Source organism: Pseudomonas sp. 43NM1, from assembly GCF_002836905.1.
Classification (GTDB): domain Bacteria; phylum Pseudomonadota; class Gammaproteobacteria; order Pseudomonadales; family Pseudomonadaceae; genus Aquipseudomonas; species Aquipseudomonas prosekii.
In genome coordinates this window covers 1-24,076 of record NZ_MKGS01000091.1, presented here as the reverse complement: position 1 = coordinate 24,076, position 24,076 = coordinate 1, and the positions used below count along the sequence as shown (strand labels likewise).

Genomic DNA, 24,076 nt, shown 5'->3' with positions numbered 1-24,076 from the left:
ACATTTTCAATCGTGCAGCCTATCGCGCGAAAACTAGGCTGAGTGAATCAGTGAGACCGCTGGTCTTTCGGGTGTTATCGCAACTTGCGATATCCCCAATCTGTGATTAACTCCCCATAGCAGAATGCGATAAGGATGTTGCATGCATGTCATCACCGAAAAACGCATACGCGAAGCCAAGGTCAAATGGCCAATGACTGCTAGCGCACTGGATCATTGGTATCAATTGGCCAAAGGAAGCAAACCGCACGATTTTGCGGCAATGAAGGCTCTGTTTCCCGCCATCGATAAAGTAGGTGAATTGCATGTTTTCGATATCGGCGGCAACAAGCTACGGCTGATCGCCTACGTCAGATACCGTGCGCAGAAGCTCTATATCAAGCATGTACTCGATCACCGCGAGTACGAGCGCGGGAAGTGGAAGGAAGAAAGGACATGAGTATTTTGATCAAAAGAGCCGCCGAGCATTGGGAGTTCGTTGCCCCGTTGCTGCGCAAACCAAAAAACGAAGAAGACTACGACCAATTGGCCCAGGCTCTCGATGAATTGCTGGCGATGACCGGCGGCGATGAGTCCCACCCGTTGATGAGTCTGGTGGATATCATCGGCGACTGGATTGAGGAGTGGGATCACAAGCATCACCCGATGCCCAAACCCAGTGGCGTCGAGGTTCTCGGCTATTTGATGCGCGAGCACGCATTGAGCCAAAGCGACTTGCCGGGCGTCGGAACCCAATCAGTGGTTTCCGAAATCCTGAGCGGCAAGCGTCAGCTCAACGTGCGACAGATCCGCTGGTTGGCTGAGCGCTTCGCCGTCTCGGCAGAAACGTTTATTTAAGCACTCACGACGAACAACTGATCTCCAGATGCTTACCCCATTCCGGCGGCCGTTCGGCGTAGCTGTCCATCCCCGGCTGTTCCTCGAAGGGGTTGCTCAGCACCGCATGCAGTCGGCGCACCTCGGCGTAGTCACCGCTCTCTGCTGCATCGATAGCTTTCTGCGCCAGGTAATTGCGCAGGATGTACAGCGGATTCACCGCGTGCATCCGAACCTGGCGTTGCGCTTGGTCGAGCAAGCCTTCGCGCGCAACCCTGGCCACATAGAGTTCGGCCCAGGCATCGAAACCCTTGATGTCGACAAAGTCATCACGCAACTGCGCGACCGCGAGTTGCGGCGATTGATCGCCGAGGCGGCGGAAGAACAGGGTGTAGTCGACGCCGCTGTTTTGCATCAGTTGCAGCAGGTGTTCGAGGAGTTTCTGGTCGTCATCTTCGGCGGTGGTCAGGCCGAGGCGGCGGCGCATCAGGTCGAGGTAGTGCGCCTGATACAGCGGCAGGTAGAGGCCGAGGGTTTCGCGCAGGGCGTCGACGCTGATGAACGGCGTCAGGGCCTGGGCGAGGGCGCTGAGGTTCCATTGGCCGATCGGCACCTGGTTGCTGAAGGAGTAGCGGCCCTGATCGTCGGAGTGGTTGCAGATGAAGTTGGCGTCGAAGTCATCGAGGAAGGCGAACGGGCCGAAGTCGAAGGTGATGCCGAGGATCGACATGTTGTCGGTGTTCATCACGCCGTGGCAGAACCCGTAAGCCTGCCATTTGGCGATCAGTTCGGCATTGCGCTCGACGATTTCGCGAAACATCGCCAGGTACGGCTCGGGTTGTTCCAGGCATTCGGGAAAATGCATGGCCAGCACGTGCTCGCCGAGCTCTTTCTGCTGCTCAGGGCGCTTGGTGTAGTAGAAATATTCGAAATGGCCGAAGCGCACATGGCTCGGCGACAGGCGCAGGACCATGGCCGCGCGTTCCTGTTTTTCGCGCCACACCGGCGTGTCGGAGCCGATCACGCAAAGTGCGCGGGTGGTCGGGATGTTCAGGGCATGCAGGGCTTCGGAGGCGAGAAACTCGCGGATCGAGGAGCGCAACACCGCGCGGCCATCGCCCATGCGCGAGTAGGGCGTCTGGCCGGCGCCCTTGAGGTGCAAGTCCCAGTGTTCGCCGGCCTCGTTGTAGACCTCGCCGAGCAACAGGCCGCGGCCGTCGCCGAGTTGCGGGTTATAGCTGCCGAATTGATGACCGGAATAAACCATCGCCCGTGGTTCGGCCTCGGCCCAGAGCTTGTGGCCGCCAAACAGTTCGGCGAACACCGGCGTCTCGGCCAGCGCCGGGTCGAGGTCCAGCAGGGCCATGGCGGCGGGGCTGGCGACCACCAGTCGCGGCGCGGCGATGGGCTCGGGCAGCACGTGGGTTGAGAATGCGTCGCCGAGGCGGGCGAAGCGATTATCGAAGGTCAGTTCGTCGAGGGCTTTCAACGGCCATCTCCAGCAGAATGTCCGAGCATTCTGCTAGGGATAAACGCGTTAGTCGAGTTTGGTCGGAGGCGGCTCTTGTTCCGGGTCATCCTTGGCGAGCCCGGTCGAGACATCCTTCGAAGGATCTTTTGCAACATCCGTCGAGGCATCCGTGTTGGCCTGCGTTGAAACACCGGCGGGCACTTCGCGCGAGATGATGGTTTTGTTCTCTTCCTCGACCGGCACCAACTTGTATTCCTGGCCATGCAGGTTTTTCAGGTAAACCTCCATCTGCCGGAACGAGATGTTGATGTTCTGCTTCTTGAATTCGTTATTGATGAAGCGGTTGACCTCATCGAGCACCGGGTTACGGTCGCCGAGGTCGCGCACGTGCATACGCAACTCATGGTCGAGGGTGCTTTCGCCGAAATTCAGGAAGTACACGTGCGGCTCGGGTTCCTTGAGCACGCGCGGGTTTTCGCGTGCCGCTTGCAGCAGCAAGGCCTTGACCAGATCGAGGTCGGAGCCGTAGTCGACACCAAGTTTGAGCGTCACCCGAGTAATGGTGTCGGTCAGCGACCAGTTGATCAGTTGCCCGGTGATGAACGTCTTGTTCGGGACAATGATGTCTTTGCGGTCGAAATCGGTGATGGTCGTGGCGCGGATGCGGATCTTGCTCACCGTGCCGGACAGGTTGCCGATGGTGATGGTGTCGCCGATCCGTACCGGGCGTTCGAACAGGATCATGATCCCGGAGATGAAGTTGGCGAAGATTTCCTGCATGCCGAAACCGAGGCCAACCGAGAGCGCCGCCACCAGCCATTGCAACTTGTCCCAACTCACGCCGAGCGTGGACAAGGTCGAGACAAAACCGACGCCGGCAATCACATACGACAGCAACGTGGTGGTGGCGTAGGCGCTGCCCTGTGCGAGGTTGAGCTTCGACAGCACCAACACTTCGAGCAAACCGGGCAAGTTGCGCGCCAGGGCGAACGTGATGCCGATGATGATCAGCGCGCCGAGCATGTCGCCGATGCTGATGGGCACCATGCTCATGTTCGCGCCGGTGCCGCTGGTGTATTCGTAGAGCGTGATGTTGTCGAGGTACGAGAACACCGAAATCAGGTCCGACCAGACCCAGTACAGCGCAGCGATGAAACCGCCGAGCAGCGCCAGACGGATCAGGCGCAGCGATTGTTCGTTGACCTTTTCGATGTCCAGCGTCGGCTCTTCGATGACGGCTTCGCCCTCGCCGGCCTCTTTTGCAGCCTGGCGTTTGGCCAGGGCGCGGTGATAGGCGAGGCGCCGTGCGGCAACGCTGAGGCCGCGCACAAACGTGGCTTCGATCACCAGCCAGAACATCAGCAAGTACAAGGTGTTGATCAAGCGGTCACTGAGTTTCAGCGCGGTGTAGTAATAGCCGAAACACACCGCGACAAACAACGCGATTGGTAGCACCGCGAACAGCACCCCCACCGCTCGACGGAACAGCGAAGCGCTTTCGTGCGTCGGGCTGCTGATCAGCAGGCGACCGAGCAGCCAAGCCATCAAGCCGTAACAGGTCAGCACCACCGGCATGCCCAGCACGTCATCGGCCAGCGCCGCCGGTTGCAACTCGGCAACGGCCACCACGGCCACGAGGGCCATGACCACGAGGCCGAGACGACGGATCCAGCCTTGCAGGAATTCGACCTGAGGTTTTTCCCAACGGAAATGCAGTTCGGCAACGCCGCCCGGCGCAAGAATCCGATAAGCGGTGTAGAACACGAGCCACGCCTGACCCATCTGGATCAGCGCCGCGCCCATATTGGCGTTTTGCCCGCGGGCGTCGAATTGCAACGCGAGGCCGCACAAGGCCAGGCCCAGCGCCACCGGCACCGCCAGCAGAATATTGATCAGAATCGCCTGCGGCGTGTGCCACTGGCTGTCGCGCTTGAAGTGGCCGATGTCCTGGTGAACCTTGTTCAGCCGCGCGTAAAGATTCTTGCGGCGCCACAACAATGCGCCGATCAGCAATACCAGCGGCAGGAACAGCAGCGGCCGCTGCACCAGGCCATCAATCAATTCGCTCAGGCTCGACGTCCACGGCAGCGTGGTGACCTGACGTTGCAAGCGCTCCGGCACGCCGCGCATCCATTCCGGGTCCAGCGGTTTGTTGCTGGGAATCCAGAACATCTGCTCGTCGAGCGTCGCGCGCAGGCTCTGCGCGGTGCTGAGCAATTGTTTCTGATTGAGTTGCAGGGTGATCGATTCGTTGAGCACCGCGCTCAATTCGCGGTTCAGCCGCTCCAGCAGGTCGGAGCGAGTGTTGGCCAGTTCCAGCAGGCTTTTGCGCAATTGCGGGGTGACTTGCTCCGGCGGTTGCGTCGACAACAGATTGTCGACGTAGGCCGCTGGGTTGCTGAGCAATTCGCGCTGCTGGCTGACTTCGAACTGATACAAACGAATGTCGGCAATCTGGTCCGCGAGGTCGCGATCAAGTTGCAGGCGCGGCAGTGCTTGTTTCTGCTTATAGAGAATCTTCGACAGCAGCAGGCTGCCCTTGAGCACGTTGATCTGCTCGTCCAGCGCCGAATCGCTCTGGGTCACGCTGTCGAGTTGCTGTTTGGTTTGCAGGTTCTGCTGGGTGACTTCGTTGAGACGGTCGGTGCTCTTGAGCAAGTAATCGGAGAGCTTCAGGTTGGCCGCGCTTTCGACCGCCAGCAAGCTGCTGCTGCCGGACTTCTGCGCTTCAATCGACTGTTGCGTCACGGTTTCCTGGGACTGCGCGAGACGCTTCTGGTTGATCAGCGTTTGCAGTTCCTGGATTTCCTGGTCCAGACGTGTGGTCTTTTCCGAGAGCAAGTCATGCTGGCTGTTGCCCAGATCCTGCAACTGATTGTTGCCGGCCAGTTCCTGGCGACGCAGCGGAATCAGCGCGTTGAGCGCCGCGAGTTCGGCATTCAGCTGATCGCGCTGCTCGCCGCTCAAGGTCTTGCCGTTATCTTTGCCGGCCTTGAGGATGTTGTTGATCTGCTGGATGCGCGTCTGGCTGCTGGCGATCTCGGCTTGCGCGCGCTCGGGCCGCGTCTGCGCGGTGATGATCAGGCTGTTGGCTTCAGACAGGGCTTTTTGCAGATCGCTTTGCTGGGTGGAGCGCTCGGTCAGCATCTGTTCGAGTTGCTGGATCGAAGAGTTGGCGTAGCGTTGTGCCACCGGCAGCACTTTGGTGCCTTTGAGCCGGACCAGTTCGCGCTGATTCTCGATGTTGAGCTTGGGCGCGGTGGCCAGTTGCTGCTTCAGATCGCTGAGTTTCTGCTCGTAATCTTTCTTGTTGTTGAGCTGGGTCAGCGTGCCTTGAAGCAGTGACTGCAGGGCTTTCTGGTCGGCCTCGGGCAGTTTGCGGTCGGCAATCTTGTCCAGGTTCGCCTGCACGGCTTCGCTGGTGGGCGGCTCCGCAGCTTGCAATGGACCAATGGAAAGACTCAGGCCCAGCAGGGCGATGGCGAACAGGGAGCGCAGGGTTGGCATAGATACCGGTCTGGAACTAGGTGAAAAGAATGGCAGTTTAGAGGAAGAGCCCCGGGCCTGGGCGACTTCCTTCGGGGAATCTGACGCCCACTTTGCCAATCTTGTTCCCGTCCATGACCGCGACCGTCCAAATGGTACTGTTCCATTCCACCTGGTCGCCCACGACTGGCGCACCGCCGACTTTCTGCGCGATGAAGCGGCCCAGCGACATGTCCGGATCGATGCCTTCGACCTTCAACCCGTACAGCGCCGCAACCGCAGCCAGCTGGGCATCTCCTTCGAGTACGAAGTCGCCGAAGAAGCGCAAATCCAGACCGCGTTGCGGCGCCTGACTGAACAGTTTGCCGAGGGCCGGGAGGTTGTGTTCATGGCCGATCACGCAGAGCAAATCGTCGACTTCGAGCACGGTACTACCCGACGGATGGAGCAGTTGCTGACCACGAAACAGTGCCGCGATGCGCGTACCTTCGGGCATTTTCAGCTCGCGCAACGGTGAACCGATGCACCATTTCTCGGCGCCGAGGCGGTAGACGAACAACTCCCACTCGCTGGTGACGTGCACTTCCAGCGCCGAACGGGAGATTGGCGCGGGCTCCGGCGGCACCGTGACTTTCAGCAATTTAGCCACCCACGGCAGGCTCGTGCCTTGCACCAGCAGCGAAACGAGGACGATGAAGAACGCGAGGTTGAAATACAGCTGAGCGTGCGGCAGGCCGGCCATCAGCGGGAACACCGCGAGGATGATCGGCACCGCGCCGCGCAGACCGACCCACGAGATGAAGGCTTTTTCCCGTCCGTGGAACGCTTTGAATGGCAGCAGGCCGACCATCACCGACAGCGGCCGCGCAAACAGGATCATCCACAGCGCCAAGCCCAGCGCGGGCAGGGCGATTGGCAGCAAGTCGTGCGGCGTGACCAGCAAACCGAGGACGAGGAACATGCCGATCTGCGCCAGCCACGCCATGCCGTCGAGCATGTGCAGAATGCCGTGGCGGCTGCGCACTGGACGGTTGCCGATCACCAGACCGCACAGGTAAACGGCAAGGAAACCGCTGCCGTGCAAGGCGTTGGTCAGGGCAAAGACCAGCAGGCCGCCGGCAATCACCAGAATCGGATAGAGGCCGTTGGCCAGGTTGATGCGGTTGACCAGTTGCAGCATGACCCAACCGCCGCCCAGACCAATCACGCCACCGATGCCGAATTCACGGATCAAGTGGCCGAGCAGGCTCCAGTGCAGGCCGGTCTGGCCGCTGGCAAGCATGTCGATCAGGGTCACGGTGAGAAACACCGCCATCGGATCGTTGCTGCCGGATTCGATTTCCAGGCTGGCGGTCACCCGTTCGTTCAGGCCTTTGCCGCCGAGCAGCGAGAACACCGCCGCCGCATCCGTTGAGCCGACGATGGCGCCGATCAGCAGGCCTTGAATCATGTTGAGGTCGAACAGCCAAGCGGCCGCCATGCCGGTCAAACCGGTGGTGATCAACACCCCGACCGTGGCCAGCGACAGCGCCGGCCATAACGCCACGCGGAAACTCGAAACCCGTGTGCGCAAGCCGCCATCGAGCAGGATCACGGCCAACGCGAGGTTGCCGACGAGGTAAGCGGTGGGGTAGTTATCGAAGATGATGCCGCCGCCGTCGACGCCGGCCGCCATGCCCACAGCCAGGATGATCACCAGAATCGGGATGCCGAGGCGCGACGAAAGTGAGCTCACCAGAATGCTCGCACCTACCAGCAACGCGCCGATCAAGAACAGGCTGTTGATGGTCGTCGCATTCAAAGGCAATACTCCAGAAAGCTGAAAAAAACAGGCACAAACTGACCATGCAGTCTGCGTGCCAGCGATTCTAACCTGTTGAAATGTGATGCTGTCAAAAAGCTTTTGACGGTGTGGTGATTGGGTTTGGGGTCGGCTGGGGATCGCCCCCTCACCCTAGCCCTCTCCCCAAAGGGGCGAGGGGACTGACCGAGGGGTTTATTCGAGGTACATCGACGTGAAAGATTGCATTGAACTCAGGGGTGGATCTGCGATTTCGATCGGCTTGGGATCGGCCCCTCACCCTAGCCCTCTCCCCAAAGGGGCGAGGGGACTGACCGAGGTGTTTGTTCGAAGTACATCGACCTGAAAGATTGCATCTAACTCAGGAGCGGTTTGCGATTTCGAGTCGAACTCAGATTTCGAAACGCGCGAAGATCGGCTCCCTTTCCCCCTCTCCCCCATGGGGAGAGGGTTGGGGTGAGGGGTGGCTCTTGAGCGCACCGCTCATTTCAGATCAAAGGCTGAAGCGTCCAACCATGTTGTTCAGGTCCAGCGCCAGGCGCGACAGTTCGTTGCTCGCCGCGCTGGTCTGATTGGCCCCGGTCGCCGATTGCACCGACAGGTCACGGATGTTCACCAGATTGCGGTCAACCTCGCGCGCTACCTGCGCCTGCTCTTCGGCGGCGCTGGCGATCACCAGGTTGCGTTCGTTGATTTCGACAATCGCGGTGTTGATCGTGTCCAGCGACAATCCTGCGCCACGGGCGATGCTCAGCGTCGATTCCGCGCGTTCAGTGCTGTTACGCATCGAATCCACGGCGTGCTCGGTGCCGCTCTGAATGCTGCCGATCATCCGCTCAATCTCGCTGGTCGACTGCTGAGTGCGATGCGCCAAGGCTCGCACTTCATCGGCAACCACGGCAAAACCACGCCCGGCTTCACCGGCACGCGCCGCTTCGATGGCCGCGTTCAGCGCGAGCAAATTGGTCTGGTCGGCCAAACCGCGAATCACATCCAGCACTTTGCCGATGTCACGGGATTCGTTAGCCAGGTCGCCGATCAGCGTCGCGGTGCTTTGCACATCAGCGCTCATGCGTTCGATCGCGCTGACCGTTTCCTGCACCAGGTCACGGCCGTCACCGGCAGAGGTGGTGGCGTTTTTCGACGCTTCGGACGTGCTCACCGCGTTGCGCGCTACTTCTTCAACGGCGCTGGTCATTTCATTGACTGCGGTCGCCGCTTGCTCGATTTCGTTGTTCTGCTGAGTCAGGCCACGCGCGCTTTCGTCGGTGACGCTGTTCAGCTCTTCCGCTGCAGAAGCCAATTGCGTGGCCGAGCCGGAGATCCGTTGCAGGGTGTCGCGCAGTTTTTCCTGCATCTTCGCCATCGCCGCCAGCAAGCGACCGGCTTCGTCCTCGCCATCGACGATGATCGGGCGAGTCAGGTTGCCTTCGGCGATTTCTTCCGCAGCGTCCAGCGCATTGGCGATTGGCTTGGTGATGCTGTTAGTCAGCAGCCAGGCAAACAGCACGGTCAGGCCAGTGGCGATGACCAGCAAAGTGATGACCAGATTAAAGGACGACGAATACTGATCGGTCGCTTCTTGATCGGTCTCGGCGATTTGCCGGGTGTTGATCTCGAGCAATTTCGCCAAAGCGCTATTCACCGCTTCCGAATTGGTCAGCAATTCGGTGTTGAGCATTTTGCGCAGGTCATCGACCTGGTTGGCGCGCGACAGGCTTTTCATCCGGTCTTCGAGTTGACGGTACTGCGCCAGCAACTGCACGTATTGATCGTACGCCGCGCGTTCTTCGGCGCCATCGATCAACGGCTCGTAGACCCGTTGCGCGCCGCGAATTTGCTGATTGCGCGCATCAAACAGGTCCATTGTTTTCTGCTGCACATCGGGTTCGCGGTTGATCAGCAAACGGTACGACAACACCCGCAGGCGCAGGGTCAGCTGAGTGAATTCGTCGAGGCTTTTGATGCTCGGCACGCTGGCGTTGGCGATGTCTTCACCGGCCGCGCGAATCTTGCTCATCTGATTGAGGGCGAACACACCGAGAATCAGCATCAGGCCGCCAATCAGGGCGAAGCCGAGGAACGCGCGCGGCGCGATATTCATATTACGAAGGGACATGGGGGTTACCGGGGGGAAAGCGCATCCGTGCGGGCTAAGACTGCTGTATGCATGACTTATCGGTTCTGTGACTAAAGTCTTGAGCCCCTGTGCGTATTTGTCGCACATGCGGCGCGGCGACGAAGTGCAGGAACCAGATCCGCCAATCACAGTCTTTAAAACTCGCGAGGAAGGTCGCCCGCCAGTGAAATCAAGGCCTTGCGGCCCAATAACCCTGGCATCCGTGGTGACTTTTCTTTATCGTACGCGCCCTTTGAAAAAGCTTGGAAAATCAAAATGTTGGAAGCATCCCTAAGTCAATTGGAACAACTGGTCAGCGACCTGGTGCAACAGAACCAGAGCCTGCTCGGCACCAACCAGACCCTGAGCGCAGAACTGGCCCAGGCCAAGGATGAAAACGAAAGCCTGCAACTGAGCCTGATGGAACAGGAAGAGAAACAAGGCGCCACCGCCGCGCGCATCCAGGCCTTGGTTGAGCGCGTCAGCGCCGGCCCTGTCAGCGCATGAATCAGGGCGCCGCAGGGGTGAAAGTCGTCTCGATCCTGGGGGAGGACTACTCGATCAAGGCACCGGCCGGGGAAGAGCAAACCCTGCTGGACGCCGCACTGATGTTGAAAGCCGCGTTAGCGGACACCAAGCGCAAATACCCGACGCTGATCGGTGATCGCTTGCTGGTGCTGGCTGCGATGAACCTGTGCTCGCAGCAGATCGAAATGAAAAAGCAGCACCAACTCGAACTCGACCGTTACCAAGAGCAAGTCAGCGCCACGGTTGAAGTGATCTCCAAGACGATCAATCAGGCCTGATCGGCGTTGAGCACAACCAAAGAATAAATTGTCGTTTGGGTTGTATACAATCGGCACGGCTGTTGCAGGGTTTCAGCCACTTATTCTTTGGGGGTGTTCCATGCAGTTCTGGCGACGCAGCATTCAGTGGCAGTTGATCTTGGGGATGGGCACCGCCCTGCTGGTCAGTATTCTGATCGTGATTGGCGTTTATACCCTCGTGGTCAACCGCCTCGCCCAGAGTTATCTGGTCGAGCAGGCGCTGCCTTCAAGCATCGAAGCGATGCGCAACGACATCGAGCGCATCCTCGTTCAGCCCCTCACCGCCGCCAAGGACATCGCCAGCAACAGCATGGTGCGCGACTGGTTGGCCGAGGGCGAAAACAGTGCCCAGACCGATACCTTCGTGAAGTACCTGGAAAGCATTCGCGCCGAGCACAAGGCGTTTACCGCGCTGATCATCGGCACCGCGTCCAACCATTACTTCACGGAAAAAGGCCTGGACCGCACGCTGAGCCGATCCAACCCCAAAGACGCCTGGTTCTATACGTTCCTCGACAGCGACCAGCCGCGCACACTCAATATTGATACCGACATCGCGACCGGAGAATTGGCGCTGTTCATCGACCTCAAAGTCGAGCAGGCCGGCAGAGTCGTGGGCGTTGCCGGGCTCGGTTTGAGCATGAAAGAGCTGTCGGAGCTGATCCACAATTTCAGCTTCGGTGAGCGCGGCAAAGTCTATCTGGTGCGTTCCGACGGTTTGATCCAGGTTCACCCGGAGGCGCAATTCAGCGGCAAGCGTTCTCTGGCCGAACAGATTGGCGCCCCAGCGGCAGCCTCTTTGATGGGTCATCCCGCTACCTCAAAAGCATCTGCCACCAGCAGCAGTTTTACCCGCGATGGCGAAGATTTCCTGGCGCTCAGCCTGCCGCTGCGCGACCTCGGCTGGACCCTCGTGGCCGAAGTGCCACAGTCGCAGATTTACGCCGAAGCACGCCGCGCCATGTGGATGAGCAGCGCGATTGGCCTCGCGGTGGCGCTGGTGTGCCTGTTGCTGGTGGTGTTGCTGGCCCGTGGTTTGGTACGTCCGATCCGCCAGGTAACAGCGGCGCTGGTAGCAATCGGTAGCGGTGGTGGAGATTTGACCCACAGGTTAGATTCCAGTCGCGCCGATGAGCTGGGCGACCTCGCGCGCGGCTTCAACCGCTTCCTCGACAGTCAGCGCGGCATGATCGGCGAAGTCCTCGCCACCAGCGAACAATTGCGCACCGCCGTCGGCCAGGTGTCGAAAGTGGTGGATAACACTGCCGAGCGCTCCGGGCGCCAGCAGGAAATGACCGAAATGGTCGCCACCGCTGTTCACGAAATGGGCCTGACTGTGCAGGAAATCGCGCAGAACGCCGGCAGCGCTGCCGTCGCCTCGCAAACCGCGCGCGATGAAGCGATGCAGGCGCGCGAAGTGGTTGGCGGCTCGATTCGCCACATTGAAAGCATGTCCGACGAAATCGGCGTTGCGGCGACGGCGGTGGGTGAGTTGGCGCAGCAAGTGGCGTCGATCGATCAAGTGTTGGCGGTGATTCGCGGCATCTCTGAGCAGACCAACTTGCTGGCGCTGAACGCGGCCATCGAAGCGGCGCGGGCCGGCGACATGGGCCGTGGGTTTGCGGTGGTGGCGGATGAAGTGCGGACGTTGGCGCGGCGCACGCAGTCGTCGACCGATGAGATTCAGCAGATGATCGGCAGCCTCAAGCAGGGCGCGGAGAATGCTGTTTCCTCAATGCATTCGGGCCAGGCTGCGACCGGCACCGGCGTTGAATCGAGCCAGCGCACCGGCACTTCGTTGACGGCGATTACCGGGCAGATCGAGCGCATCAGCGACATGAACCACCAAGTGGCGACCGCCACCGAAGAACAGTCGGCGGTGACCGAAGAGATCAACCGCAACGTGCAAGGGATTTCCGATCTGGCGCGAGCGACGGCCGGGGAAGTCCGCGCGTGTCGTGAGGATTGCCAGATGCTGCAGCGATTGGCCGATGACCTCGCGCGACAGATGGGCGGGTTTCGGTTGAAGTGAGGTTTGTGGTGTGTCAGTAACGACTGCCCCCTCACCCTAGCCCTCTCCCCGAGGGGCGAGGGGACTGACCGATTTGTTCTTTCGGGTTACATCGACCTGAAATATCGAGTCGAACTCAGGCTTTGAAAACCATGAAGATCGGCTCCCTTTCCCCTCTCCCCAGCGGGGCGAGGGGGCTGACCGAGTTGTTCTTTCGGGTTACATCGACCTGAAATATCGAGTCGAACTCAGGCTTTGAAAACCGTGAAGATTGGCTCCCTTTCCCCTCTCCCCACTGGGGAGAGGGGGCTGGCCGGGTTGTTCTTTCGGGTTGCATCGACCTGAAATATCGAGTCGAACTCAGGCTTTGAAAACCATGAAGATCGGCTCCCTTTCCCCTCTCCCCACTGGGGAGAGGGGACTGACCGATTTGTTCTTTCGGGTTACATCGACCTGAAATATCGAGTCGAACTCAGGCTTTGAAAACCGTGAAGATCGGCTCCCTTTCCCCCTCTCCCCTTTGGGGAGAGGGCTGGGGTGAGGGGTTGGTTTTCAGGCAGACGACATTTCTGAAGGTCAGAACCACTCATCCTGCATTCCCAGGCACACATCATCGCGCGCCTCGAGAATCGCCAGTTCGTGGTGGCAACCCGGCACTTCCCATGTCAGGAAATAGCGCGCCGCTTGCAGCTTGCCTTTATAGAAGCTGACATCCGCCGCATTGCATTTGGCCAATCCTTCCTCGGCGCGGATCGCCTGTTCCAGCCAACGCCAGCCAATCACCGTGTGCCCGAACACTTTCAAGTACAGCGCCGAATTCGCCAGGCTGGTATTGACCTTGCCCTGGCCCAGATCGGTCAGCAAACCGATGGTCACCGTTTGCAGGCGCGCGACCAGTTTTTCCAGCGGCTCACGCAATGCGGTCAACGATTCATACGCCTGCGCACGCTCGGCGGTATTGGCGATCAGGCGGATCAATTGCTTGAGTCCGGCGCCGCCGTTCTGCGCCAATTTACGCCCGAGCAAGTCCAGCGACTGAATGCCGTGGGTGCCTTCGTGAATCGGGTTCAGCCGGTTGTCGCGGTAATACTGCTCCACCGGGTATTCGCGGGTGTAACCGTGGCCGCCGAGAATCTGGATCGCCAGTTCGTTGGCCTTCAGGCAAAACTCCGACGGCCAGGATTTGACGATCGGCGTGAGCAAATCCAGCAGTTCATGCGCCTGTTTGCGCGCCTCTGCGGTTTCCAGTGTGGTGGTGTCATCAAACAACCGCGCCGCGTAAAGGCCCAAGTCGAACGAGCCTTCGACGTAGGCCTTTTGCGTGAGCAGCATGCGCTTGACGTCGGCGTGCTGAATGATCGCCACCGGCGCGGTATTCGGGTCTTTGCTGTCCGGCACCCGACCCTGGGGGCGTTCGCGCGCGTAGTCCAGCGAGTACAGATAACCGGCGTAACCGAGCATCACCGCGCCCATGCCGACGCCGATTCGCGCCTCGTTCATCATCTGGAACATGTAGCTCAAACCGTGGTGCGGCTTGCCGACCAGATAACCCACGCACTCGCCGTTATCGCCGAAGTTCAGCGCGGTAGACGTGGTCCCGCGCCAGCCCATCTTGTGAAACAGACCGGCCAGCAACACGTCGTTGCGTTGGCCAAGGCTGCCGTCATCGTTGACTAGAAACTTGGGCACGATAAACAACGAAATGCCCTTCACCCCGGCCGGCGCGTCCGGCAATTTCGCCAGCACCATGTGCACGATGTTTTCCGAGAGCGGATGGTCGCCGCCGGAGATGAAGATCTTGTTGCCCTTGAGTCGATAGCTGCCGTCAGACGCCGGCTCGGCGCGTGTACGAATATCCGACAACGATGAACCGGCGTGCGGTTCAGTCAACGCCATGGTGCCAAAGAATCGCCCGTCGATCATCGGTTGCAGGAAGCGCTGCTTCTGCTCCTCGGTGCCAAAACTTTCGATCAGGTTGGCCGCGCCCATGGTCAAGAAGGGGTAGGAGGTGGACGCCGCGTTGGCTGATTGAAAGTGCGCGAAGCACGCTTGCGAGAGCAAGGTCGGAAGTTGCATGCCGCCGGCATCGAAGCTACGCGCAGCGTTGAGGAAACCGGCTTCCAGGAAGGCATCCACGGCGGGTTTCACTTCCGGAATGAGGATCGCTTCACCGTTCTCGTAGCGTGGCTCGTTCTCGTCATTCTTGCGGTTGTGCGGAGCGAAGAACTTCTCGGCGATGCTGCGCGCGGTGCTGATGGCGGCATCGAACGTTTCGCGATTGTGCTCGGCGAACCGCTCACGCTGGGTCAGGCCCTCGGCATCGAGGACTTCATACAGCTCGAAAGCCAGATTGCGGGAACTGAGCAACGTCTCGGACATGTCGGCCTACCTTTTTTGGGAATGGACCGAGTCTAGGCGCGCGCGGGGAGGGCTGAACAGGATGATTGATGAGCGTGATGGTGTGTCGCGGGCAACGCTAATCAAATGTAGGAGTGAGCCTGCTCGCGATGACGGCGGCACATCCAGAACAGATGTGACTGACAGACCGCTATCGCGAGCAGGCTCACTCCTACAGGTTTTGCATTCCAGGCGTTCATTTGATCGCCCCCACGCGGGAGCGTGGGAACGATCACTCAAGTGTTAGCCGATAGTCATCAAACTCGCGTTACCACCCGCCGCAGCGGTGTTAACACTTAAAGCCCGCTCAATCACCAGGCGTTCCAGCGCGATGTTGGTCTCGCCCTGCGACAAACCGTGAACCCCGACAATCGCCCCGGCACGTTTGGCCACTTGCTGGCACGCCGCGCGCAATTGGTCGGAATGGCCGTGATGCAGGACCGCATCAAACACCACTTCGTCCTTGCTCCAGTCGGAAACCAGCTTGATCCGCGCCTGAACTTCCTTCGGCAGACGTGCGAACAATGCCTTGGTCAAGTCAGCTTCCGGCCATACCGCCGAACCGCCTACAGCCAATACTGCCGCCAGTTGCGTGAGCAAATCGCCTTCGACTTCTGCCAGGCACAACACGTGTTCGCGCGGCAGGATCGCGTAGCTGTTGCGTTCGCCAGTCGGGCCGGCGAGCACACGGGTAATGCCGCTCTGCGATTGCGCCGCAAACTGCACGCACAACGCGCTCAGTTCCGCCAGTTTCTGGCTGTCGGCCCAGGCTTGCAGGGCGGTCAGCGGCTTGCTCATGGCATCGCGCAAACGCACGTCCGGGGCAACGATAGCGTCGCCGCGAGCGAAGGATTGTTCGATGGCATCGGTAGGACGCGTCGACAACAGACGGTACAGGTACAGCGGGCCGCCAGCCTTGGGCCCCGTGCCCGACAAACCTTCGCCGCCGAACGGTTGCACGCCAACCACTGCGCCGACGATGTTGCGGTTCACATAAACGTTACCGGCGTTGACGTTATCGATCACCTTGGCGATGGTCTCGTCGATGCGCGTGTGCACGCCCAGCGTCAGGCCGTAGCCGGAAGCGTTGATCTGGCCGATCAACTGGTCGAGGTCTTTGCGCTTGTAACGAACCACGTGCAGCACTGGACCGAAGATCTCGCGTTGCAGCTCATCGAAGCTTTCCAGTTCGATCAGCGTTGGCATCACGAAAGTGCCGCGTTTGACTTCTTCGCCATCGGCGATGGCCACCTGGTAGACATTGCGACCTTTGTCGCGCATGCCCTGAATGTGTTTCTCGATGCCAGCCTTGGCTTCGGCGTCGATCACCGGGCCGATGTCCACGGACAGACGCTCTGGGTTGCCGAGACGGCATTCAGCCATCGCGCCTTTGAGCATTTCGATGACACGGTCGGCGGAATCCTCCTGCAAGCACAGCACGCGCAGGGCCGAGCAACGTTGGCCGGCGCTGTCGAAGGCCGACGAAACCACGTCGATGACCACTTGTTCGGTGAGCGCCGAAGAGTCGACGATCATCGCGTTCTGCCCGCCAGTTTCGGCGATCAGCGGAATTGGCCGACCTTGTGCGTCGAGGCGACCGGCGACGTTGCGTTGCAGCAAGCGCGCGACTTCGGTGGAACCGGTGAACATCACGCCTTTGACCCGATCGTCACCGACCAGACGCGCGCCAACGGTTTCGCCACGGCCCGGCAGCAGTTGCAGCACGCCTTCGGGAATCCCGGCTTCAAGCAGCAAACGCACGGCTTGCGCGGCCACCAGCGGCGTCTGTTCGGCAGGCTTGGCGAGGACCGGGTTACCGGCGGCCAATGCCGCAGCAACCTGGCCACTGAAGATCGCCAACGGGAAGTTCCACGGGCTGATACAGACCACCGGACCCAACGGGCGGTGCGCGTCGTTGCTGAAATCGTTACGTGCCTGCACCGCGTAATAACGCAGGAAGTCCACAGCCTCGCGCACTTCGGCGATGGCGTTGGCGAAGGTCTTGCCGGCTTCGCGAGCCAGCAGGCCCATCAGCGGCTGAATCTCGCCTTCCATCAAATCGGCAGCACGTTCGAGAATCGCCGCGCGTTCGGCCGGCGGGGTAGCCTGCCAGATCGGTGCGGCGTTCAAGGCGCACTGGATCGCGTTATCAACGTCTTCGACAGTGGCTTCCTGCACATGACCGACCACGTCACGCAGGTCCGATGGGTTGAGCACCGGCGCCGGGGTTTCAGTGCTGGAAACGCAACCGAGCATCGGCGCGGCTTTCCAGTTGTTGTGCGCGGTGGCCAGCAGCGCGCAGGACAGCGAGGCCAAACGATGTTCGTTGGCCATGTCGATGCCGCTGGAGTTGGCGCGCTCGGCACCGTACAGGTCACGCGGCAGCGGAATGCGCGGGTGGGGCAGACCGAAGCCGCCTTCCACGGTAGCCATCTGCTCGATGCTGGCCACCGGATCGGCGACCAACGCCTGAATCGAAATCGACTGATCGGCAATCTGGTTGACGAACGAAGTATTCGCGCCGTTTTCCAGCAAACGCCGTACCAGATACGCCAGCAGTGTTTCGTGAGTACCGACCGGAGCGTACACGCGGCACGGACGATTCAACTTGCCTTCGGAAACTTTGCCTACAACCTGTTCGTACAGCGGTTCGCCCATGCCGTGCAGGCACTGGAATTCGTACTGGCCGGGGTAATAGTTCTGACCGGCGATATGGTAAATGGCCGACAGGGTGTGCGCATTGTGGGTGGCGAACTGCGGATAGATGACTTCCGGCACCGACAACAGTTTGCGCGCACAGGCAATGTAGGAAACGTCGGTGTACACCTTGCGGGTGTAGACCGGATAACCTTCCAGGCCTTCGACTTGGGCGCGCTTGATTTCGCTGTCCCAGTACGCGCCTTTCACCAAGCGGATCATCAAGCGATGACGGCTGCGGCGAGCCAGGTCGATCACGTAGTCGATCACGTACGGGCAACGCTTCTGGTAAGCCTGGATGACGAAACCGATGCCGTTCCAGCCAGTCAGTTGCGGCTCGAAGCACAGGCGCTCAAGCAGATCCAGCGACAGTTCGAGACGATCGGCTTCTTCGGCGTCGATGTTCAAACCGATGTCGTACTGCTTGGCCAGCAAGGTCAGTGACAACAGGCGCGGGTACAGCTCTTCCATCACGCGCTCGTACTGCGCACGGCTGTAACGCGGGTGCAGTGCCGACAGCTTGATGGAAATGCCCGGGCCTTCATAAATCCCACGCCCGTGCGACGCTTTGCCGATCGAGTGAATGGCTTGTTCGTACGAGGCCAGGTACTTCTGGGCGTCGTGTTCGGTCAGCGCCGCTTCACCGAGCATGTCGTAGGAGTAACGGAAACCTTTGGATTCAAACTTGCTGGCGTTGGCCAAGGCTTCGGCGATGGTTTCGCCGGTGACGAACTGCTCGCCCATCAGGCGCATGGCCATGTCGACGCCCTTGCGGATCATCGGCTCGCCGCTCTTGCCGATGATGCGGCTCAGCGACGAAGTCAAACCTGTTTCATTGTGGGTGGCGACCAGTTTGCCGGTCAGCAACAAGCCCCAAGTGGCGGCGTTGACGAACAGCGACGGGCTGTTGCCCAGATGCGGATGCCAGTTGCCGGTGCTGATCTTGTCGCGGATCAACGCGTCGCGGGTGCCTTTGTCCGGGATGCGCAGCAGCGCCTCGGCCAGGCACATCAGCGCCACGCCTTCCTGGGACGACAGGGAAAATTCCTGCAACAAGCCCTGAACAATGCCTGCACGGCCGCCAGCACTTTTCTGATTGCGCAGTTTGTCGGCAATCGAGGAAGCGAGTTTGTTGGTGGCTTCAGCCATCGCCGCCGGCAGACGCGCCTGCTCGATCAGCATCGGCACGACTTCCGGCTCAGGGCGACGATAAGCGGAGGTGATTGAAGCGCGCAGAACCGATTGCGGCAGGATGCTTTCAGCGAATTCGAGGAAGCACTGGTGGGCGTGATCCGTTGGCGCATCGACGGCATCGTCGGCGTCCTTGGTCAAACCGCTCAGCTCGGTCAGGGTTGCACCACCCTCGAGTTTTTCCAGGTAATTGAAAATTGCCTGCTTGATCAGCCAGTGTGGCGTGCGATCAATCGAGGTCGCAGCAGCCTTGAGGCGCTCGCGGGTTGGGTCATCAAGTTTGACCCCAAGGGTGGTGGTAGCCATATTTTTATCCTCATGTTTGCCACGATTGCGTGGCATCAGCTGGCCGCAAGATTAGCTGCGCGCTGATCGAGGTGCAACCGGGTGCAACCCTTTTTTTGTCGGAATAATAAGCAGCTCGTCAGGAATTAAATTCCGGTACGAACGTACTGCTTCTGCTTGGTGCATTTACTTCTAGTAAAACTGCCGGACTGCCTTAAAAGGGAGCAAAAACGGCGCGTTCGGCGGTAATTCCGACTAGGTGCAACTTATTCTCCAGAAACTGGTTGCACCTTATTTAGATTGTTGAATAGGATTCGCGCCCAAGGTGCAACCGGTCCGATGAGACAGGTGTACCGGCTGATGGCTTTCCTGGGGAAACATCAGTCATAAATGCGCGGGGCCGGAAATCGTCTGATCAAACATTGTCGTTTGTCGGCGTTTCACACTTCGACGCTACATAAAAACAAAGCCAGGGCATCCTTCGTATGAGCGTTAGCAATCCAACACTGATCACGTTCGTGATCTACATCGCAGCAATGGTGCTGATCGGCTTCATGGCCTATCGCTCCACCAACAACCTTTCTGACTACATCCTTGGCGGTCGCAGCCTGGGCAGCGTCGTGACAGCTTTGTCCGCCGGTGCTTCGGACATGAGCGGCTGGTTGTTGATGGGCCTGCCGGGCGCAATCTACATGTCCGGTCTTTCCGAAAGCTGGATTGCCATCGGCCTGATCGTCGGTGCCTACCTGAACTGGCTGTTCGTCGCCGGCCGTCTGCGCGTGCAGACCGAGCACAACGGCGATGCCTTGACCCTGCCGGATTACTTCTCCAGCCGTTTCGAAGATAAAAGCGGCCTGCTGCGGATCATCTCGGCGATCGTGATTCTGGTGTTCTTCACCATTTATTGCGCTTCCGGCATCGTCGCCGGCGCTCGTCTGTTCGAAAGCACTTTCGGCATGTCCTACGAAACGGCGCTGTGGGCCGGTGCCGCAGCGACAATTGCCTACACCTTTGTCGGCGGTTTCCTCGCAGTGAGCTGGACCGATACCGTCCAAGCCACGCTGATGATCTTCGCCCTGTTGCTGACGCCGATCATCGTGCTGCTGGCCACTGGTGGCGTTGACACCACATTCCTGGCCATCGAAGCGCAAGACCCAAGCAACTTCGACATGCTGAAAAACACCTCTTTCATCGGCATTATTTCGCTGATGGGCTGGGGCCTGGGCTACTTCGGCCAGCCGCACATCCTTGCGCGCTTCATGGCGGCGGATTCGGTGAAGTCGATCGCCAAGGCGCGTCGCATCTCCATGGCCTGGATGATCCTGTGCCTGGGCGGCACCGTCGCGGTCGGGTTCTTCGGTATCGCTTACTTCTCGGCGCACCCGGAAGTGGCCGGTCCTGTGACCGAAAACCACGAGCGCGTGTTTATCGAACTGGCCAAACTGCTGTTCAACCCATGGATCGCCGGTGTGTTGCTGTCGGCCATTCTGGCTGCCGTCATGAGCACCCTGAGCTGCCAATTGCTGGTGTGCTCGAGCGCGCTGACCGAAGACTTCTACAAAACCTTCCTGCGCAAAACTGCTTCGCAAGTCGAGCTGGTGTGGGTCGGTCGCGCCATGGTGTTGCTGGTTGCTTTGATCGCGATCGCGTTGGCGTCCAACCCGGACAACCGCGTACTCGGTCTGGTCAGCTACGCCTGGGCCGGTTTTGGTGCTGCATTCGGTCCGGTTGTGCTGATCTCGGTAATCTGGAAAGACATGACCCGCAACGGCGCACTGGCCGGGATCCTGGTCGGCGCGATCACCGTGATCGTCTGGAAACACTTCGAACTGCTGGGCCTGTACGAAATCATCCCAGGCTTCATCTTCGCCAGCCTGGCGATCTTCTTCGTCAGCAAAATGGGCGCTCCGACTCAAGGCATGCTGCAACGCTTCGCTGCCGCCGAGAAAGATTTCCGCCTGAACAAGTGATCGGGCAGGGCGTAATGCCCTGATCGTTCGCCCAAAAAACGGTCCGCTTCCTTAAAGGAGGCGGGCCGTTTTTTTATGCGCGATGGCCTACAAAACCTGTGGGAGCCGAGCTTGCTCGCGATGGCGTCATCCGCCTCAACACAGTCCCTAAGCAGAGAATGTCTGTAGCCAAACGTACTGTTCCCTTCAGGAAAATCCTCTAAGCAAGTAGGGCAAATCTGATTTTCCTGACCTCCGCTCAAACGCCCTTGATGCTCATGCAGAATCGCCCGCCTTCATTCTGCAGAGACACATCGGATGTTCGCGCCTGCCAATCAACCGCGTTTCACGTTGACCCTCGAAGGCGTCCAGAATGAGCTCAAAGTGCTTGAGTTCACGGGCAAGGAAGCCGTCAGCCAACCCTTCCATTTTGACCTTGAGCTGGTCAGTGAGCGGCCCGACCTCGAACTCGAAAGCCTGCTGCACCGTCAGGCATTTCTGAGTTTTGGTGCACAAGGTTGCGGTATCCACGGTCAGATTTATCGCATCGGCCAAGGCGATTCCGGTAAACGTCTGACACGCTACCAAGTCACTCTCGTACCGCGCCTGACCTACCTTGGCCACCGCATCAATCAGCGGATCTTCCAGCACAAAAACGTGCCGGACATCATCGCGCAAATCCTCAAGGACCACGGCATCCAGCGCGATGCCTTTGAATTCCAGCTCGGCAGCGACTACGCCGACCGCGAGTACTGCGTGCAATACGCCGAAAGCGACCTGGCATTCATCCAGCGCTTGTGCGCCGAGGTCGGCATTCACTTCCACTTCCAGCACAGCCCCGACGGCCATCTGCTGGTGTTCGGCGACGACCAAACCGCTTTCCCGCGCCTGCCCGAACCCACCCTGTACCTGCCCGGTAGCGGCATGGCCGCCCGTGAACCGGCGATCAAGCGTTTCAGCGTACGAGTGGAAACCCGGACTACAGCCGTTACACGTCGCGACTACGACTTCAAAAAGCCCGGCGTGCAACTCGAAAGCCGCCTCGACAACGAGCAACTGCCGGTGCTCGAGGACTACCACTTTCCGGGTCAATTCACCGACCGCGACTACGGCAAAAAACTCACACAAAGAACCCTCGAACGCCACGGCGCGGACTTCCGTCAGGCTGAAGGCAGCAGCGATCAATCGGCATTGGTTTGCGGACATTTCCTGCAACTGGCGGAGCACCCGCGTCAGGCCTGGAATGATCTGTGGCTGATCACGCAGATCGAACACCATGCTCGCCAGCCGCAAGTGCTGGAAGAGTCCGCCACCGACGACGGAGAATTCCAGGGCTACCGTAATACCTTTCTCGCGACACCGTGGGACGTTGTCTTTCGTCCGCCGCTGGGGCCGGACAAGCCACGCATGCTCGGCTATCAGCCTGCTGTGGTCACCGGCCCGGCCGACAGCGAAATCCATTGCGACGAGTACGGCCGAGTCAAAGTCCAACTCGCCTGGGATCGCGACGGCCAGCTCGACGAGCACTCCAGTTGCTGGTTGCGTGTGGCCACCGGTTGGGCGCACGACCGCTACGGCAGCGTATTGATCCCGCGGGTCGGCATGGAAGTGCTGGTCGGTTTCGTCGACGCCGATGCCGATAAACCGCTGGTAATGGGCTGCCTGCCCAACGCCGCGACGCCGGTGCCGCTCGACCTGCCGGCCGACAAAACCCGCAGCATTTTCCGCAGCCAAAGCAGCCCCGGCGGTGGTGGTTACAACGAATTGCGCATCGAAGATCGCAAGGGCGCCGAGGAAGTTTACCTGCGCGCCCAGCGAAACTGGACCCAGCACGTACTGAATGATCAACAGGTACAAGTCGATAACGCCCGCAGCATCGTAGTCACCGGCATCGCCCGCCATGAATTGAAGGCCGACGAGCAACGCATCACCCACGGCCAACGCCAAACCGAAGTGAAACAGGACGACCACCTGCTGGTGAGCGGCGACCGACACATTCGCGTGGCCAGCCAAACCCTCAGCGCCAGCCAGCAATTCCACGTCAGCGCCGGCCAGCAAGTGGTCATCGATGGCGGCGCCAGCGCAACCATTCAGGCCGGCGGACAGTGGATCAACATCGGCCCCGGCGGCATCTTCAGCAGCGTACCGATCCAGATCGGCGGCGCCCCAATGGCGGCGCTGGCGGCTGCACCGATTTCACCGGACATCCCGTTGAAACTCGTGGCGGCCCCGGCGGCGCTGCTGAGTGCCGCGCAGGTGATGAGCTTGAAAAGCGATGCGCCGTTTTGTGAGGAGTGTGAGCGTTGCAAGGAAGGGATGTGCCCTTCGCCGAACACTTTGACCAGTGGCTCAAAGGCCTCATCCACAGCCCCCGCTTCAACCGTCGAACCGGGTTTCCATATCGTGGAGCAGGGCATGTCTCGGTCTGCGCTTGAGTCAATTTTGTTTGCGCAACCGCAGCCCGCGGTGCTGGAGAAATTCAGAAGCCTTAATCCACAGCTCTCCAACTTCACCAAACCCGGTCAATTGATCGTCCTCAGTGATCCGCGCAACACGCAATGCACCCGGGAAGAGGCTTTGCTGATGGAAGCCGCGCAGAAAGTTGATGCAGCGCTGGAGCCTTTGAGTGATGCGGAGGCGGAGTTTATGGCACGGCATCATGGGGAAATTGAGTCTTTTCTTTCGCAGGGTTCGACTGGGGTTGGGATTGGTGCGGCGATGTTTGGTAAGCACTTGGGCAACTTGAAGGACACGCTTTTAGAGTTGGAAAACCTCCACAAACGCACTTTCGACAAACACGGAAAACTCCAGGGCGCGGACTTCTTTACCGAGCGCAAGAGGTTGATGGGGCAGTTGGATAACAGCCTTGGGCCATTGGTGCGCAAGGGTGTGGGTATTGCGGATCATCCAAAACTGAAAAATGCGCTGGGGATATCCAGCCGCAGTCTTGTGCATCATTGGAGTAAGGCTGGAACGGCGGGAGGGATTCCTGGGTATGCGACGCATATTGATGGGGTGAGTAAGGC

Annotated in this window: 11 protein-coding genes and 3 pseudogenes; 7 read left to right on the top strand and 7 right to left on the bottom strand. The window is 59.7% G+C overall.

All coding sequences use genetic code 11. The features are described from left to right. Positions 1–142 precede the first annotated feature (142 nt). Positions 143–439, top strand: a complete 297-nt coding sequence (locus BI292_RS09260) for a type II toxin-antitoxin system HigB family toxin (RefSeq protein WP_092274375.1) — start codon at positions 143–145, stop codon at positions 437–439. After that, entirely contained in the window at positions 436–837 is a 402-nt protein-coding gene (locus BI292_RS09255) for a type II toxin-antitoxin system HigA family antitoxin (RefSeq protein WP_101207695.1), read from the top strand. The genes BI292_RS09260 and BI292_RS09255 overlap by 4 nt, the downstream gene beginning before the upstream one ends. A 4-nt stretch (positions 838–841) precedes the next feature. Here BI292_RS09255 and selO read toward each other — a convergent pair whose 3' ends face one another. From selO to BI292_RS29465, 5 genes and pseudogenes are all read right to left on the bottom strand, one after another. Continuing rightward, positions 842–2,305, bottom strand: coding sequence for a protein adenylyltransferase SelO (gene selO, locus BI292_RS09250; protein ID WP_101207694.1), 1,464 nt, complete (start codon positions 2,303–2,305; stop codon positions 842–844). 48 nt (positions 2,306–2,353) lie between these two features. Next, positions 2,354–5,794, bottom strand: coding sequence for a mechanosensitive channel MscK (gene mscK, locus BI292_RS09245; protein ID WP_371918720.1), 3,441 nt, complete (start codon positions 5,792–5,794; stop codon positions 2,354–2,356). Positions 5,795–5,831: 37 nt separating this feature from the next. After that, complete coding sequence (locus tag BI292_RS09240) at positions 5,832–7,574, bottom strand: potassium/proton antiporter (RefSeq protein ID WP_092274366.1); 1,743 nt, start codon at positions 7,572–7,574, stop codon at positions 5,832–5,834. Positions 7,575–8,067: 493 nt separating this feature from the next. Beyond that, positions 8,068–8,667, bottom strand: a pseudogene (locus tag BI292_RS29470) (methyl-accepting chemotaxis protein); the annotation flags it as partial. A gap of 303 nt (positions 8,668–8,970) precedes the next feature. Next, positions 8,971–9,627 (bottom strand): annotated as a pseudogene (locus BI292_RS29465) (MCP four helix bundle domain-containing protein); the annotation flags it as partial. A gap of 342 nt (positions 9,628–9,969) precedes the next feature. On the opposite strand from BI292_RS29465, the gene BI292_RS09230 reads away from it, so the two are divergent. The 3 genes from BI292_RS09230 to BI292_RS09220 all read left to right on the top strand — a co-directional run bounded on the left by BI292_RS09230 (position 9,970) and on the right by BI292_RS09220 (position 12,552). After that, positions 9,970–10,200 carry a hypothetical protein gene (locus tag BI292_RS09230; RefSeq protein WP_054053207.1) on the top strand — a complete coding sequence of 77 codons (231 nt, stop codon included), beginning with the start codon at positions 9,970–9,972 and terminating at the stop codon, positions 10,198–10,200. Further along, positions 10,197–10,499 carry a cell division protein ZapA gene (locus BI292_RS09225; protein WP_092274361.1) on the top strand — a complete coding sequence of 101 codons (303 nt, stop codon included), beginning with the start codon at positions 10,197–10,199 and terminating at the stop codon, positions 10,497–10,499. Before BI292_RS09230 ends, BI292_RS09225 begins: the two co-directional genes overlap by 4 nt. Positions 10,500–10,599: 100 nt before the next feature. Then, entirely contained in the window at positions 10,600–12,552 is a 1,953-nt protein-coding gene (locus tag BI292_RS09220) for a methyl-accepting chemotaxis protein (protein WP_101207692.1), read from the top strand. 555 nt (positions 12,553–13,107) lie between these two features. Here BI292_RS09220 and BI292_RS09215 read toward each other — a convergent pair. Both BI292_RS09215 and putA read right to left on the bottom strand, forming a co-directional pair. After that, positions 13,108–14,910, bottom strand: coding sequence for an acyl-CoA dehydrogenase (locus BI292_RS09215; protein WP_092274355.1), 1,803 nt, complete (start codon positions 14,908–14,910; stop codon positions 13,108–13,110). A gap of 261 nt (positions 14,911–15,171) precedes the next feature. Then, positions 15,172–19,122, bottom strand: coding sequence for a trifunctional transcriptional regulator/proline dehydrogenase/L-glutamate gamma-semialdehyde dehydrogenase (gene putA, locus BI292_RS09210; protein WP_101207691.1), 3,951 nt, complete (start codon positions 19,120–19,122; stop codon positions 15,172–15,174). Between the two features lie 464 nt (positions 19,123–19,586). Here putA and putP point away from each other — a divergent pair, with 464 nt between their 5' ends. Both putP and BI292_RS09200 read left to right on the top strand, forming a co-directional pair. Then, on the top strand, positions 19,587–21,071 hold the full coding sequence (gene putP, locus BI292_RS09205; RefSeq protein ID WP_101207690.1) for a sodium/proline symporter PutP: 1,485 nt from the start codon (positions 19,587–19,589) through the stop codon (positions 21,069–21,071). 297 nt (positions 21,072–21,368) lie between these two features. Then, a pseudogene (locus BI292_RS09200) lies at positions 21,369–23,378 on the top strand (type VI secretion system tip protein VgrG); the annotation flags it as partial. Between the last annotated feature and the right edge of the window lie 698 nt (positions 23,379–24,076).